The sequence below is a fragment of the Brevundimonas sp. TWP2-1 genome (genome assembly GCF_049897645.1).
Lineage (GTDB): Bacteria > Pseudomonadota > Alphaproteobacteria > Caulobacterales > Caulobacteraceae > Brevundimonas.
Genome location: NZ_JAFCWR010000001.1, coordinates 1,364,371 through 1,379,634, shown reverse-complemented (window position 1 = coordinate 1,379,634; position 15,264 = coordinate 1,364,371). Strand labels below are relative to the sequence as shown.

Annotated in this window: 11 protein-coding genes; 6 read left to right on the top strand and 5 right to left on the bottom strand. The window is 67.4% G+C overall.

The genetic code is table 11. From position 1 onward, the window contains the following. Positions 1-171: 171 nt before the first annotated feature. Positions 172-351: a hypothetical protein gene (locus ACP7BH_RS06885; protein WP_425982714.1), complete on the bottom strand. Its 180-nt coding sequence runs from the start codon at positions 349-351 to the stop codon at positions 172-174. 247 nt (positions 352-598) lie between these two features. Between ACP7BH_RS06885 and ACP7BH_RS06880 the strand changes: the two genes are divergently transcribed. Next, complete coding sequence (locus ACP7BH_RS06880) at positions 599-3,904, top strand: S8 family serine peptidase (RefSeq protein WP_425982716.1); 3,306 nt, start codon at positions 599-601, stop codon at positions 3,902-3,904. Positions 3,905-4,033: 129 nt separating this feature from the next. Next, entirely contained in the window at positions 4,034-4,744 is a 711-nt protein-coding gene (locus ACP7BH_RS06875; RefSeq protein WP_425982718.1) for a hypothetical protein, read from the top strand. Here ACP7BH_RS06875 and ACP7BH_RS06870 read toward each other — a convergent pair. The 3 genes from ACP7BH_RS06870 to ACP7BH_RS06860 all read right to left on the bottom strand — a co-directional run bounded on the left by ACP7BH_RS06870 (position 4,741) and on the right by ACP7BH_RS06860 (position 8,804). After that, entirely contained in the window at positions 4,741-7,134 is a 2,394-nt protein-coding gene (locus tag ACP7BH_RS06870; protein WP_425982720.1) for a TonB-dependent receptor domain-containing protein, read from the bottom strand. The genes ACP7BH_RS06875 and ACP7BH_RS06870 overlap by 4 nt on opposite strands. A gap of 73 nt (positions 7,135-7,207) precedes the next feature. Further along, positions 7,208-8,167 (bottom strand): FecR family protein, encoded by a 960-nt coding sequence (locus ACP7BH_RS06865; RefSeq protein ID WP_425982722.1) that lies wholly within the window; start codon positions 8,165-8,167, stop codon positions 7,208-7,210. Between the two features lie 109 nt (positions 8,168-8,276). Beyond that, the gene (locus ACP7BH_RS06860) at positions 8,277-8,804 is read right to left on the bottom strand and encodes an RNA polymerase sigma factor (protein ID WP_425982724.1); all 528 of its coding nucleotides are present in this window, start codon (positions 8,802-8,804) and stop codon (positions 8,277-8,279) included. 196 nt (positions 8,805-9,000) lie between these two features. On the opposite strand from ACP7BH_RS06860, the gene ACP7BH_RS06855 reads away from it, so the two are divergent. Together ACP7BH_RS06855 and ACP7BH_RS06850 are read left to right on the top strand one after the other, a co-directional pair. Continuing rightward, positions 9,001-9,966 (top strand): glucosamine inositolphosphorylceramide transferase family protein, encoded by a 966-nt coding sequence (locus ACP7BH_RS06855; protein ID WP_425982726.1) that lies wholly within the window; start codon positions 9,001-9,003, stop codon positions 9,964-9,966. 3 nt (positions 9,967-9,969) lie between these two features. Further along, entirely contained in the window at positions 9,970-11,124 is a 1,155-nt protein-coding gene (locus ACP7BH_RS06850; protein ID WP_425982728.1) for a glycosyltransferase family 4 protein, read from the top strand. Between the two features lie 4 nt (positions 11,125-11,128). Here ACP7BH_RS06850 and ACP7BH_RS06845 read toward each other — a convergent pair whose 3' ends face one another. Next, positions 11,129-11,719, bottom strand: coding sequence for a class I SAM-dependent methyltransferase (locus ACP7BH_RS06845; RefSeq protein ID WP_425982730.1), 591 nt, complete (start codon positions 11,717-11,719; stop codon positions 11,129-11,131). A gap of 136 nt (positions 11,720-11,855) precedes the next feature. On the opposite strand from ACP7BH_RS06845, the gene ACP7BH_RS06840 reads away from it, so the two are divergent. After that, the gene (locus ACP7BH_RS06840; protein WP_425982732.1) at positions 11,856-13,892 is read left to right on the top strand and encodes a TonB-dependent receptor; all 2,037 of its coding nucleotides are present in this window, start codon (positions 11,856-11,858) and stop codon (positions 13,890-13,892) included. A gap of 163 nt (positions 13,893-14,055) precedes the next feature. After that, on the top strand, positions 14,056-15,264 hold the full coding sequence (locus ACP7BH_RS06835; protein ID WP_425982734.1) for an LL-diaminopimelate aminotransferase: 1,209 nt from the start codon (positions 14,056-14,058) through the stop codon (positions 15,262-15,264).

Here is a 15,264-nt window from a genome sequence, read left to right as displayed (position 1 = left end):
CTAAGGCGGGGTCCCTCAAAAGCGGAGGCTGACGCTGACACGCACTATTCGGCTCAAGAGGGCTTGCGCGTTTCGATCGTAGGCGGTCGCGGGACGGCCGTCGCCGAGGGGAGCTTCGGGTCGGCGTCGAACAGGTTCTCGACTTCGACTTCCAAGGCGAAGACCTTCGCTTCACCGACGGCCGGCCGTCTCGCGCGCCGCGCTGGAGGGCCGGATCGTCGTGCTGATCCGGACGCTGACGGTCGTCAGGTCCGACAGGCGAAAGTCGTCCGGCCCGTCCCTACCGAAGTCGAGGCAGCAGTCGTCGAACCTCAAGGTCACCTGATGGCGGGTAAAGGTCGCTGACGGCATGCGCCCCTTAACGCCCCGGCGCGAACTCGACAATGAAGTGGAAGGGCCTAGCGCCGGATGCGGGCGGAGATCGCTCTGCTGATCGAGGCTGTGGGGATTGATGCATCACCCCCAAAAAAACGGCCCTACGGAGTGTTTTGTGGCGGGAATGTGGTTGACGAGAGTGCAGAACACGTCCGAATTGTAAGTCTAAGTTGCGCCGTAGGGTCGCAACCAAATGTCGGCGAAAAGCCGCAGGGGGAATATCGTGGCTTTCAATTTCAAAAGCGGTCTCTTGGCCGCAACGGCGGGCGTTGCGATCATGCTGGGAACGGCGTCGGCCGCGACGGCGCAAACCGCACCCGCGCCCACGCCGCCGGCTGGCGGCTTCTACATGGCCAATGGAACGCGGACGACCAACTATCAGACTGCGATAACGTCCTGGCGCACGAACACGCAATTCGCAGTGGACTATTCCAAAGCCTTCCTGGGCCTGGAGCACGCCTACGCGATGGGTCTGACCGGGCGGGGACAGACTGTCGGCGTCAATGACGCAGGCGTCTACATGGCTCACCCTCTGTTTGGATCGGCCGGCAAGGTGACGGGGCTGCGCACCGGGGCCGTCGCCGGATATGGCAACGACGGGATGATCAATCCGCGTCGACGGTGGGAGGGCCACGGCACTCACGTCGCGGGCACCATCGCAGGCGACCGCGTCGCCGGACAGCCGATGTTCGGCAACGCCTTCGGGGCCAAGCTCTATGCCGCAACCGCCAACTTCGCGGCGGGGGACTTCCTTTGGTACAAGGACGCGATCATCGACGGCAAGATCGTCGCCACCCAGAACCAGAACATCGTCGATCTGGCCAATACCGGCCAGGTGCGGATCATCAACAACAGCTGGGGCAGTTCGACGACCCTGCCGTTCAACGCCTCGCTGCCTACGGTGTTGGCGTCGTTCAATCGCAACTACGGCGACTACTACAAGCCGGTGCTGGACAAGGACGTGCTGGTCGTCTTCTCGGCCGGCAACGGCTTTGGGGTCCACGCCAGCATTGATGCGGCGGCGCCGCTGTCCGACCCGCGCCTGCGCTCCAACTGGCTGTCGGTCGCCAACTATTCCAGCTTCAGCGCCGCCGATCCCTCGACAAGCTTCTGCGGACAAACGGCGACATGGTGTGTCGCCGGACCGGGGTCTGCGGTAGTGTCGTCCGTTCCTGCCTATACGATGGACCGGGCCGGCATCCTGGCCCTGTATCCCCGCGCCAACTATGCTGGCCTGTATTCGGCGACCACGGTCTCGGCCCTGCAGACCGCGTCAGTGAACCAGTTCATTGGCGTTCTGAACGCTTATCTGAACGCCCGCGCCGCCGGTGGACCCACCTATAATGAGGACGCGTGGCGCCGCGAAGTCGGACGTCAGGCGGCCGCCATCACTCTGGTTTCGGGTGCGCGACTCGGTGATCCGGACAGCTTCACATCCGTCTTGGCGGGGCTTCTGACCTCGACCAACAATATGGCGCTCCTGACGCCGGCCTTCTCGGGCGCGGTGCTGCAGTACGCCAACGACGAGCTTCAGCGCATACTGAACCAGTACATCAACTATACCGGCGCAGGTTACGCGGCCTATACCGGCACCTCGATGGCGGCGCCGAACATCTCGGGCTTTGCGGCCCTGCTGATGGAGAACTTCCCGGAATATTCCACGGCCCTGGTCTCTGACATTCTGGTGTCGAGTTCGAGGGATCTGGATACGCCCGGCGTCGATCTGCGCTCCGGTTGGGGCGCGCCGCAGATGGATGTGGCGCTGCGCGGACCGACCGCTCTGCGCGACACGCGCGACGTCACCGTTGCGGTGGGCACGGTGGACATCTGGAGCAACAATATCGGCGATGCGCGTGATCGCTACTCGACTGAAGTCCGAGCGAACTTCGGCAACGATGTCGGCGGTCTGGTGAAGAAGGGCGGCGGCCAGCTGATCCTGTCCGGCGCCAATGACTATAGCGGCCCGACGCGGGTCGAGGGCGGCCTGCTGACCGTAAACGGCAGTCTGCTGCGCTCCAACGCCACGGTCGGCGGCGTCGGCATGATCGGCGGCACCGGCCGGTTGGCGAACCTGACGGCGGAAAGCGGCGGGGTGGTTTCGCCCGGCGACGGCGTCAATCCGTTCGGGACCCTGACGGTCGCCGGCAATCTGAACTTCAAGCCCGGCTCCTTCCTGTGGATCCGGTCCAGCGTGAACGGCGCGGCCTATTCGCGGCTGAACGTGGGCGGCACGACCCGCATCGACGGCGGGCAGGTCATACTGAAGGCCGACAACGGCGAGTGGAACCTGCGCACGCGGATGAACATCATCAACTCGACCGGGGCGGTGACGGGCACGTTCAGCGGGGCGCAGAGCGATCTGGCCTTCCTGGCGCCGGTGTTGACCTATTCGACGAACGGAGTGGTGCTGACGGTGCGGCGCAACGACGTGACCGTGGCGTCGCTGGGCGGCAATCCGAACCGGGCCTCTGTCGGCGGCGCGCTGGACGTCATGATCAACAACACCTCGACCGGAACCCGCGACCTGTCGCTGGAGAACGCCCTGCTGGACGCCAGCGTGCCGGCTGTGCAGGGCGCCCTAGGCAGCCTGACCGGCGAAGTTCATGCCTCGCTGGGCGGTCTGGCCGTGTCGGACACCCGTTCTATCCGCGAGTCCATGTCCGATCGCGGTCGTGGCCAGGGCGGCGCCGCGACTTACGCGGGCAACGGTGTCTCGGTCTGGGGCAGCGGCGTCTATGGCAATGGTCGCGGCTCGGCCCACGATGGTCTCGCCGGGTTCCGTAGCGAGGGATCGGGCTATCTGGTCGGGGCTGAAAAGGCGCTGTCGAACGAGATGCACATCGGCGTGGCGCTGGGCGAGACCCGCTCGGAGCTGCGCTCGCCGCGTCTGCGTTCGACGGGTCGGGTCAACAGCGAGCAGATCGGCGTCTACGGCGGCGCGGGCGTCGGCGACTTCCAGATTCGCGTCGGCGGGTCGTGGGCGAACGCCGACGTTCGCACGGATCGCACGGCCCAGTTGAACGCCTTCAGCAACGCTCTGGTCGGCGACTATGACGGCAACGTCTGGCAGGCCTATGGCGAGGTGGCGTGGAGCCGCGCGGTCGGCGGCACGGTCTTCGAACCCTACGGCGCCTACAGCCACGTCGAATACGACGCCGACGTCGTAGAAACGGGCGGCGACGCCGCCCTGTCGGGCAAGGTGACGCAGAAGGCCGATCTGCTGACCGCCGGCTTCCGCACGCGCACCGCCCTCGCGGGCGGCGAGGGGCGGCCGCGTTTGTCCGCTGTGACGCACCTGGCCTATACCCACGACCTGAACGGTGACGGGCCGGTGTTCGACGCCGCCTTCGCAGACGGTCCGCGCTTCCTGATCGACGGAGCCAATCCTGGTGACGATGTGATCTCGGGCGGTCTGGCCTTCAACATCCAGGCGACTGAGCGCACCGCGTTCGAGATGGGCTACACCGGCCTTTACAAGGACGAGTATCGCGACAACCGCATCTTCGGGCGGTTCAGCGTCAAGTTCTGATCCGAACCTGAGCCATCCTGTCGCGCCCCCGATCTTGCGATCGGGGGCGCGATTGCGTTTGCGTCAGTGTGTCTCGGCGGAAAGGGCGTCGTCACCCTGTGTGAAGGGGCGGTCGCGGTTTGATTTGCGATGTTCGACCCAAACGCCCTGTTTCCGCGTCAGCCGCTCGACCGCCTGAACGGCTCCCTGCATGAGGTCTTCGGGCGTCTCGACACCGACAAGAGGTTCGACGGTCGCATTCGGGTCGGCTTGAAGGATGGTGGTGGCGTAGATGCCCAGGTGATGTCCTTGGGCCCGACCGTCGCGATAGGGGAAAAGGCAAAACGTGTAGCGCTGCTCGATCAAGGGTCGGAGGCGCTGGATGACGTCCGCGCGCCAACTCGCGCCGTTGCAGGCCACCGTTCGCACCGGGCTCAGCCAACCGGCGGGCGACCGGGTCGTCGGACCCTCCAGCCCGAAATCGCTGCGCGCTGTTGGATCGACGAGGGTGAACCGACCGGGTGTGCGGGGAATAGGTCTGATGGGGTATTCGCGGAAGACGACCTGGAGACCTTGACCTTGCAGATGTCGTTGCAGGGACCGCCCGATCTCGCGACCCGAGCGTTGGGTCTGGAAATCGACGATGGCATAGGCGTGATCAAGGCTTTGGCTGTCGCGTGGCGGCGACTGGCCGAACGCATCGAAGGGCAGGCCGAACGTGACAAGTCCGACAACCGCCATGAGACCTTTGTGAAACACCATGCGCAATCCAGGCTCGTGACCCTTGCGCTTGTCAACAATCAACAGATCACCGAGGCGTCGGTCGCGCCGCGGGCATGGTGCGCCCTGACGGGCGACTAATGCGGCGTCCACCTCAGCGTCAGTCCAATGGTGCGAGGCCGCAGGGGGGTGACCGCCTGGGCGTCGGGCAGGCGGAAGGGATCGCTGTAGGCGAAGGTATTGGCCTCGGTATCGAACAGATTGTCGACGAACAGGGTCGCGACCCAGGGCGAGGCTTCCACGCCCAGGGCGAAACGACCCGTGCCATAGTCGCCCATGCGGTGCTGCTGGCGTCCGTCGAAGGTCAGGCGCGATGAGCCGACGTAGGACAGGCCGCCGTCAGCGAGCAGGTGCAGGCGATCCCCCAGCTGCCGACGCCAGGTGAAGCCCAGGTTGGCCGAGGCCTTGGGCACGCCGGGCAGGCCGGCGCCGCGCCGGGAATCGAACTGATCGCTGGGGTCGGTGATGCGGGGGTCGGCGACCAGGCCGTTGGCGAACAGTTCCAGCGTCTCGGTCGGTTTCCAGTTCGCCTCGATCTCGAACCCCACATCGGCGCCGTCGCCGACGTTGACGACATAGGCCAGGCCGCTGGGCAGGAACTGGTCGCTCTGAACGTCGCGCCAGCGCGCGGCGTAGACGGCGGCGCGAAGGCGGGCCCGTCCATCGGGCGAGCGATATTTGGCGCCGAACTCCAGGTTCCACAGCGAGTCCGGCTGGTATTCGCGGGCCGGCGAATCCGCCAGGCCGCTGAAGTCCTGGCCGATGACGCCTGCGGTGTTGAAGCCTCCGGCGCGGTGACCCTGGCTGATCTGGGCCGACAGGTTCAGACGTTCGCTGGGTTGCCAGGCCAGGGCGATCTTTGGGGTCAGGCCAGCGGACACGCCCCTGCCGTCGAAGGGGCGTGTCCGCGAACCCTGGCGCACGTCGGAGGTCGTCTCGTAGTCTAGGGCGTAATAGCGTGCGCCGGCGGTCAGGGTCAGTTTTTGCGACAGGTCCACCGACGCCTCGCCATAGACGGCGGCCTCGTCCAGGCTGTCACGGCGCGTCTCGGAATAGACCGCCAGCGGCTCGGGGCGCAGGGCGGACAGGACGGGGTTGGTGCGGGTGGTGCTGGACGACACCAGGCCGCCGGCCAGCCAGCGCCACCGGCCCACGTCGGGCGAAGCGAAGTTGGCCTCGCCGACGATCAGATGGATGTCCTTCTTCTCGTCCAGGGCGCCGACCCGCCAGAGCGAGCCGAAGCGACGCAGGGCGCTGGAGGCGTCGTATCGGCTCCCGAACCCATGTTCGACCACCGCGACCGAGGCGTTCATCCGCCCCCAGGCGCCCCGGCCTTCCAGCGTCATCGAAGCCTGATCGAATCGGTTCTGGTGGGGTTCGCGCACCAGGTTCGCGCGTCGCAGCGGGCCCAGGCCGCGATACACATAGTGGGTGTCTTCAGTCACGATCGACTGGTGGACGACGCCCGCCCGTGCGGTCCAGCCGGGCGCGATCTCCAGCGCCGCCGACACCCGTCCGCCGCGCCGCGTGCCGTCGTTGACTCGACGCAGGTTCAGTTCGACGTCGTTGATATAGCCGCTGTAGGTCTCGCCATAGATGGCCGCCCGGATCGCCGCACGGTCGCCCGCCAGCGGCAGGTTGGCGATCAGCGAATAGTCGGAGTTCGCGCCTCCGCCCCTGGTGTGGGAGCGGGTGAGGGCGACGGACAACTCTTCCTGTCCGAACTCGGGCGCGCGCGTGACGATGCGGACGACACCGCCGATGGGGCCGGTCCCATACAGCGTCCCCTGCGGGCCGCGCAGAACCTCGACCCGGTCGATGTCGATCAGTTTCAGGTCCGGGTCGGGCGCGCTGTAGGTGACCGGGGTCAGGTCCAGATACAGGCCCACTGTCGATTGCGTCAGGCCGGTGAAGACGCCGTCGGAGATGCCGCGCAGCAGAATCTTGTTTCGGCCGGGACCGAGGTTGGTCACCGTCATGCCGGACACCAGGCTGTCCAGCCCCTGCATGCCCGTGACGCCCGATCTGCCGATCCGTTCGGAGGCGACGGCGGTCATGGCTGACGACGAGTCCTGGATCAACTCCGGCCGGCGGGGGGCGGTGACGATGACTTCGCTGACCTGGGCCACGTCTTCGGTCGGCGCGACGCGAGGCGCTTGGCTTCGCATTGGCGGCAAAGCCGGGGGCGACGAGGCGCGGGACGGCGCACGGCTGATGATCACCGCGCCGTCGGCCCGGATGACATGGCGACATCCCGATCCCGCCAGGATGCGGGTCAGGGCCGTGTCCAGCGACATGCGGCCCTGAAGCGACGGGCTGGTTCCGGCGCAGGCGCTCAAACTGCCGCCCAGCGACACGCGCGCCTGAAGCGCGAGGTCGAGCAGCGCGCCATCGACGGGTTGGCGGGGGATGTAGAAGTCCAGCGTTCGCGTGTCGGCCGCCTGCGCCGGCGCCGATAGAGCCGTCGTCAAAAGCAGCCCAAGGCTGGGGATCAGGGCAGCGGCGCGTGACCGGGAATGGCCGGAGTTTGGAGGCCGCCTGGCCTCAGCGGGCGCCACGCGCGCTTATGCGGACTTCGGACGTCGAGACCTCGACGCGAACGGGTGCGAAATCCTGGAGCTGCTGCAACATCACGGCCTCGTCGCCTACACGCAGGGCGCCGGTGAAACGCAGCGCCTGTGTGGGCGTCGATAGCACGACTGGTTTGTCAAGATAACGCGAAAGATCGTCGGCCACATCGCTCAGCGGGCTGTCGCGATAGACCAGCACGCCGCTGCGCCAAGCGGAGGCGCGATCCGGCGAGACGCTGCTCATGCGCGGCGTCGCACGACCCCGTTGTTCCAGGGTCTGGCCGGCGGTCAGGCGCACGGGTTGCAGCGCGTTGGCGGGCGTCACGGCGACGACGCCGCGCTGGACCGCCACGGCGAAGTTGTCGCCGTGGTTCAGCACGTTGAAGGCGGTGCCCAACACCTGGACCTGACGATCGCCGGCCGCGATCACAAAGGGATGGGCCGGGTCGTGGGCGATGTCGAAGGCCGCCTCACCCTCGGCGAGCGACACCGATCGCCTGTCGTCGTCGAAGCGGACGTCTAGCCGGGAGTGGCGGTTCAGATAGACGTGCGAGCCGTCCTCCAGGGCGACCGACAGCGGGGCGTCTGTGGTGGCGTAGGTCTGGCCGTCGGGCGTCATCCAGAGCCACAGGCCGACCGCGAGGGTCACGCTGGCGGCGATGCCGAGGCCTGCCCTCAGCCAAGGCGAGCGACGGCGTGCGCGACGTTCGCGGGCGGCCGACAGGTCGATGAGGGGCGATGCGCTGATCGCCGCTGCATCCGCTGCATCCAGATCGATCCACAACCGTTCGACGGCGTCATAGGCGCGCGCATGGTCGGGCGAAATCTCCAGCCAGGATTGGAAATCGAGCCAGGCGGATTCGGGCGCCGTCTCGTCAAGCAGGGTGACGAACCAGTGCAGCGCCTTCTCCTCGATGTCGTCGCTTGCGGTCATGCCATCCTAGCCCGGACGCCCGTCGCATGACGGACCTCCTGATAGACAGACGCCGCCAGATGGGGCGCGCCTCCACAAATAGCCTGGCTAGGTCGCGGATCGCCGCCGGTCATGGCTGAACCTTTCGGGCCAGAACGCGCAGGGCGTCCATCATGTGTTTCTCGACGGAACTGCGCGAAACGCCCAGTTGGGCGGCGATGTCGGCGTAGCTGACGCCGTCGAACTTGTGCAGGCGAAAGATCGTCTGGGTCTTGGGCGGCAGGGTGTCGAGCGCGGCGACCAGCCGGGCCAGCCGCTCGCGGCCCGCCACGACCGCCTCGGCGGAGGGGGCGGCGTCCAGATCTTCCGCCGCGCCGACCTCGTGATTGATCTGTCGCCACTGTGTGTCGCGGTTGGCCGCCCGCTGGCTGGAACGCCAGCGGTCCATCAGCAGATTGGAGGTCAGGCGGAAAAGGAAGGCGCGCGGGTTGTCGGGCGGCGGGTCGGGATCCAGCGCCGAGACCTTGAGGTAGACGTCCTGCAGCACGTCGTCGACATCGCCCGACGCACCGCCCAGCCGCGCCCGGCAAAACCTGGCCAGGTCTTCGCGCTGCTCCAGATAGGCGGCGACCAGGGGATGCGCGGCGGGCGCGGTCAAACGGGCGAAATCCTCTCGTTCGGCCAAGGCAGGCCATGACCCTCCATGCCGTGACGATTTTTCTGAGGCAAGGGCCGGTCGGCGGCGTCCCTGTCATGAAGGCGCCGTGTCGGCGACGGGCAGGATCGAGATGCGCGCGTTTGCAGGATACGACGGCACGACGGCCCCGGCCTTTTCGGTCGGCTAGGACGTCGTCATGTTCGATATCTGGCGCTCGGGCTTCATCCGCCGTCCCTTAAGCAGTTTCATTGACCATGCCCCACGCGCGGACGATGTGACGTGGCTGCCGGACTGCGGGCCGCACGCCTATGTGGCGGACCCGTTCGGGATCACGCGCGACGGGGTGCTGACCGTCTTCGTCGAGGCGTTCGACTATCACGTGCGCCGCGGCGAGATTCACTATCGCCAGTACGATGCTGACGACCGGCTGGTGGGCCAGGGCGTGGCTTTGGCCGAGCCCTGGCACCTGTCCTATCCGACCCTGATCGAGGACGGCGGCGAACTCTACATGCTGCCTGAGGGCTACAAGAGCGGCGGGCTGATCCTGTATCGCTGCGTGCGGTTCCCGGACCAGTGGGAGGCGGTCGCACGTATCGGCGAGGCGGCGGCCATCGATGCGACGGTGGTGAAGCACGACGGCCGGTGGTGGATGTTCCACGCCTTGCCGGGACCCGACGATCGGGCGATGCGCGAGCTTCATATCGCTTGGGCCGACAGCCTGACCGGACCCTGGACGGCGCATTCCGGCAATCCGGTGATCAGCGGCTTTCAGACCTCGCGGCCCGGTGGCTCGGCCTTCGTCCACGACGGCGCCCTGCATCTGCCGGTCCAGGACTGCGCAGAGACCTATGGCGCGGCGATCAATCTGTTGCGGATCGACGCCCTGACGCCGGAAATCTTTTCGGCCTCGGTCGTGAAGCGGTTCGAGGCGGGCGATCTGATTGAGGGCTTCGCCGACGGTTTCCACACCTTGTCGGGGCATGGCGACGTCACCTTCATCGACGTGAAGGGCATTCGACAGTCGCCGGCGGAGCCCTGGCTGAAGGCCGGGTTCAAGGCGCGCCGCCTGTTGGGCCTTAACGGCCCGCGCGGCCGGCGGGCGACAGGCGCTGTCGTTCACCCCCAGATTTTCGCGACCGCTTGCGTTCGCAAGGAAGGCTAGACCATGCGTATCGCCGTCGTTCTGCCGCGAGGCTGCACCTATTGCCCGGACAAGGCCAACTCGATGGAGACGGTGGTTCGCACCCTGTCGGCGCACAGCCGGTTGAATCGTTCGGTCACCCTGATCTGCGATGCGGGCGCGGCGCCGTGCGCGGACCTGAACATGCTGACTGTGCCGGCCGGGCTGGGCCGCAAGGCGCGCAACGAAGCGGTGGCGGCCATCCTCAAGGCGCTGTCGCCGGACATCGTCGAATATCATCAGCAGCTGAAGGCCGCGTCTGAACTGGCGCGCCAGTTCCCGGGCGCGACCCACGTCCTCTATCGCCACACCCGCATCAAACCGGCGAAAAATCCCATCGAGGCCTTCCGCTACGGCCGTCGCCTGGCGCGTTTCGACCGGCTGGTGTTCGTTAGTCAGGCGGCAGGCCAGGAGTTCGCGGCGGACTATCCGCGTCTGGCCGGACGGGTCTCCTCCGTATGCAATCCCATCGAGGTCGAGGCCTGGCGTGCGTCTCCGGACGTCAGCGAAAACCTGATCCTCTTCTCCGGTCGCGCTATGCGGGACAAGGGGTTGGACCTGTTCTGCACGGCCTTGGCCGAGACGCTGGATCGCCATCCCGACTGGCGCGGCGCATTGATGCTGGGCGATTGGGAGAAACATCAGGACTGGGCGGAGCCGCTGGTCCAAGCGCTGGACCGGTTTGGCGACCGGGTCGAGATCCACAAGTCGGCGTCCCTGACCGAGGTCAGGGCCGTGACGCGTCGCGCGGCCATCGCCGTGACGCCGTCGCGTGTTCGTGAGGCCCTGGGGCTGGCGGCGCTGGAGGCCCATGCGGCGGGCGCGGCCTTGATCTCGTCGGGGCGAGGGGGGCTGCGGGAAGCGAGCGGCGACCACGCGGTCTATGTCGAGGTCGAGGACGCCGCGCCCCTGACGGCGGCGATGAACCGACTGGTCGAAAATCCGGCGGAACGCCTGGCCCTGGCGCGCAGCGGTCAGGATTTCGTGGAGCGGGTGCATTCCCCCGTCGCCCGCGCCGCCGAACTGGATGCGCTACGCGAGGCCTTGTCCGACCGGTCTCTGTCGAACCGTTCGGCGGCGAAGGCCCGCTGGTTATGGTTCCTGCCGCGACACGGGTCGCAGCCCAGACTGCAGGGATAGCCGCCTAAGCCTTACGGACGAAGCTGTCGTAGACGTGGGTCACGGCGTCGAACCGAACGCGCGTCGGCTGATCGCCCAGCGGCGTCGGCTCCAAGTTTGCCTCGGTCAGGCCGGCGGCGACCGGATCGTCGATCTTGTCAGTATTCCAGCCCAGCAGAAGCCGCCCGCCGGGACGCAGGATGGCCGCCAGAGCCTCTAGCGCCTTTCGCTGCTGCTCGGGACTGTCGACGCCGTAGCCCAGCACGCCGTTGCAGACGATGGCGTCGAAGGTCATGTCGGAGAAGAGCCGATCCGCCTCGCAGACGTCGCCGGTGCGGTGGCGACCTTCGCGGCCCCAGCGTTCGGCCGCCGCGTCGATGTCGGTCGTCCAGACTTCGCCGCCGTGGGCTTCCAGCGCGGCATAATCGTCCAGCGTATATTCGCGGCAACCGACCCACAGGATGCGGCCGCCGTCGGCCGCCAGGGCGGGCACATAGCTGTCGGCCATCAAGCGCCGGTCCGGCAGGCTGCGGATGCGGGCGGCCTTGGCGGATCGTCGCTTGCGATCGGCGTCCTTGCCGAAGATCAGCGCCCTTACGACCGTTCCCAGACCCACGCGCTTCCCCTCGGATTGCTCCATGGGGTTGTTATCGAGCGGCAAGTGATCTGCCAATCGCCAGTCTGGCGATTTTGCCGGGCTTTATTGCAAGGCCAAGCTTTGATGGGAGCCCGCCAGCCCCTAGTGACGGCGCATGATCCAGGACGTTCCTCCCCCCGTCATCGCGCCCGTCGCCTTGCCCGAGATTGTGGTGACCGCCGCCCGCTTGCCGCCTGCGGCGGCCGATGCTGCATTTTCGGTCGTGCGCATCGATCAGGAGGTGCTGTCGCGATCCATGCGCCTGGACGAGGCGCTGCGGTCCGTGCCGGCGGTGTCGCTGTTTCGACGTACGACTAGCGCGGCGGCCAATCCAACGACACAGGGCATATCGCTGAGGGCCATCGCGCCGTCGGGGGCGGGACGGACGCTGGTCCTGCTGGACGGTGTGCCGCTGAACGATCCGTTCGGGGGCTGGGTCATCTGGTCCCAGGCCACGCCGGAATCACTGGAAAGTCTGGACGTGATCCGGGGCGCGGGATCCGGGCCATACGGCGCGGGCGCCCTGACCGGGACGATCACTCTGCGTGAGCGGGGTGAGGGTGGGGTGCTGGATGTCTCGGCCGCCGAACGCGGCGGTCTGCGCGCGGCGGGGTCGGCGTCTACGCGGTTCGGCCCGGTGGCGGTGACGCTAAGCGGACTGCGCGAGGTCAGCGACGGCTATGTGCCCGTGCGGGGATCGGCAGCGGGGGCCGCTGACACGCCCCTGGATCTCGACAGTCGCAGCGCGGCCCTTCGGGTCGATACGGCGCTTGGACAGGCGAACCTGTCGGTGCGGGCGGCGACCTGGGAAGAGGATCGCGGATCGGGCCTGGCCGGAACCCGCGCCAACGCCAGCGGCCACAGCCTCAGCGCTACGGCCGCCCAGGCGCCGACGGCCGACGGCTATGGCTGGCGGCTGCAGGCTTGGCGGATCGACAGCAACCTGGCCAACAGTTCGGACTCGGTGTCGGCCGACCGGGCGACGACCACGCCCGCCAACGACCAGTACAAGACGCCCGCAACCGGATGGGGGCTGAACGCCGCCCTGCGTCGTCGGATGGCGGAGTTCGCGGGCGGTCGCCTTGAGTGGGAAGTGGGCGCCGACGCGCGGTTCAACGAAGGCGAGACCAACGAACTGTTCAGCAACCCCACGGGCGCAGGCTTCGCCAGAGGTCGTCGCGCGGGCGGCGAGACGGCGGTGGCCGGGGCCTATGTCGATGCGTCCTGGACGGCGGCCGAATGGCTGGTGGCGGGCGGTCTGCGGGTGGATCGGTGGGAAAATACGGGCGGTTTCCGCAACGAGAACACTCTGGCGACCGGGGCTGTTCTGCTGGACGAGAAAGACCCGGATCGGTCGGGCGAAGTGGTCAGCGCGCGCCTGGCCGTTCGGCGTGATCTGGGCGGCGGCTATGCGGCGCGGGCGGCGGCCTATTCCGGCTTCCGGCCGGCGACGCTGAACGAACTGCACCGGCCGTTCCGCGTCGGCAACGATATCACCGAGGCCAACGCCGCCCTGACGCCCGAGACACTGAAGGGGATCGAGACCGGGCTGGCGTTCGACCGCGACGGCGTGCGCTGGGGCGGCACGGTGTTCTGGAACCAGATCGAGGACGCCATCGTCAATGTGACGATCGGGGCCGGGCCTGGGACCTTCCCGCGCGCCGGGTTCGTGCCGGCGGGCGGGGTGCTGCGCCAGCGCCAGAACGCCGGGACCATCGACGCCTGGGGTGTGGAGCTGAACGGCGCCGTGGACCTGTCGTCGGCGGTGTCGCTGAACGCCGCCCTGTCCTGGACCGACGCCGAGATCGACGGCGGATCAGCCGCCGCGCAACTGACCGGCCTGCGTCCCGCCCAGGCGCCGGAGTGGAGCGCGACCGCCGGGCTGGACTGGCGGGCGACCGACCAACTAACCTTGGCCCTGGCGGCGCGTTACGAATCCAGCCGGTTCGACGACGACCTGAACAGCCGCGTTCTGGACGCCGCCGTCACGTTGGACGCCCGGGGAGAGTGGGCGCTGAACCCGCGCACGACCCTGTGGCTGGCGGCGGACAATCTGTTCGATACCGATGTCGAGGTGTCCGAAACGGGGACGGGCGTGGCCGGTTACGGCCCGCCGCGCACGGTCAGCGTCGGTTTGCGCTTGAGCTATTGATCGCAACAGAACACGCCTTTTCCGACCGCGTTTTTGCGCGAGGCGCAGATTTCGTCCGTCCAGCGGGTGAAAATGACCTTCAACGCTGTTGCGTGGGACCGCAGGCGCGCTAATCGCTAGAGACGGCCGACCCCCGGCCGAAGACCACAACGACGAGCCTGTCATGTCCGAAGAATTCTACCGCATGAAGCGGTTGCCGCCCTATGTCATCGCCGAGACCAATGCGATGCGCGCGGCGGCCCGTGCGGCGGGCGAGGACGTGATCGACCTAGGGATGGGCAACCCCGACCTGCCGCCGCCCCAGCATGTGATCGACAAGCTGATCGAGGTGGCGCGCAAGCCCGACGCCCACGGCTATTCGGCGTCGCGGGGCATTCCCGGCCTGCGCCGCGCCCAGGCCAACTATTACGGTCGCCGCTTCGGCGTCGATCTGGACCCCGAGACCGAGGTGATCGTCACCATGGGCTCGAAAGAGGGGCTGGCCAGCTTGGCCACCGCCATCACCGAGCCGGGCGACGTGATCCTGGCGCCCAATCCGTCCTATCCGATCCACACCTTCGGCTTCATCATCGCCGGCGCCGCGATCCGCAGCGTGCCGACCACGCCGGACGAGAAATATTTCGAGGCGCTGGAGCGGGCCATGGCCTTCACCGTGCCCCGGCCCAAGATCCTGGTGATGAACTATCCGTCGAACCCGACGGCGGAGACGGTGGACCTGGCCTTCTACGAACGCGTCGTGGATTTCGCCAAGGCCAACGACCTGTGGATCATCAGCGACCTGGCCTATTCGGAGCTCTACTACGACGGCAAGCCGACGGTCTCGATCCTGCAGGTGCCGGGCGCCAAGGACGTGGCCATCGAGTTCACGTCGCTGTCGAAGACCTACAGCATGGCCGGCTGGCGCATGGGGTTCGCGGTCGGCAACAAGAAGCTGATCGCGGCGATGACGCGGGTGAAGTCCTATCTCGACTACGGCGCCTTCACGCCCATCCAGGCGGCGGCCTGCGCGGCGCTGAACGGGCCGCAAGACATCGTCGAGCAGAACCGCAAACTCTATCATCGCCGCCGCAACGTGCTGGTCGAGAGCTTCGGCCGTGCGGGTTGGGACATCCCCAAACCCGCCGCCTCCATGTTCGCCTGGGCGCCGTTGCCGCCCGCTTTGGCGCATCTGGGCAGCCTGGAGTTCTCGAAGCAGCTGCTGACCCATGCCAAGGTCGCGGTGGCGGCCGGCGTCGGCTATGGCGAGAACGGCGAGGGCTTCGTCCGCATCGCCCTGGTCGAGAACGAGCAGCGCATTCGTCAGGCCGCCCGCAACATCAAGGCCTATCTGAAATCGCAAGGCGTCAACGTGCCGCCCAGCCGGGAAGACTGA

Bases quoted from the DNA above. Each gene is read 5' to 3' on its own strand.
- ACP7BH_RS06885 (WP_425982714.1), bottom strand. From the start codon at position 351: ATGCCGTCAGCGACCTTTACCCGCCATCAGGTGACCTTGAGGTTCGAC.
- ACP7BH_RS06875 (WP_425982718.1), top strand. From the start codon at position 4,034: ATGTTCGACCCAAACGCCCTGTTTCCGCGTCAGCCGCTCGACCGCCTG.
- ACP7BH_RS06865 (WP_425982722.1), bottom strand. From the start codon at position 8,167: ATGACCGCAAGCGACGACATCGAGGAGAAGGCGCTGCACTGGTTCGTC.
- ACP7BH_RS06855 (WP_425982726.1), top strand. From the start codon at position 9,001: ATGTTCGATATCTGGCGCTCGGGCTTCATCCGCCGTCCCTTAAGCAGT.
- ACP7BH_RS06850 (WP_425982728.1), top strand. From the start codon at position 9,970: ATGCGTATCGCCGTCGTTCTGCCGCGAGGCTGCACCTATTGCCCGGAC.
- ACP7BH_RS06840 (WP_425982732.1), top strand. From the start codon at position 11,856: ATGATCCAGGACGTTCCTCCCCCCGTCATCGCGCCCGTCGCCTTGCCC.
- ACP7BH_RS06835 (WP_425982734.1), top strand. From the start codon at position 14,056: ATGTCCGAAGAATTCTACCGCATGAAGCGGTTGCCGCCCTATGTCATC.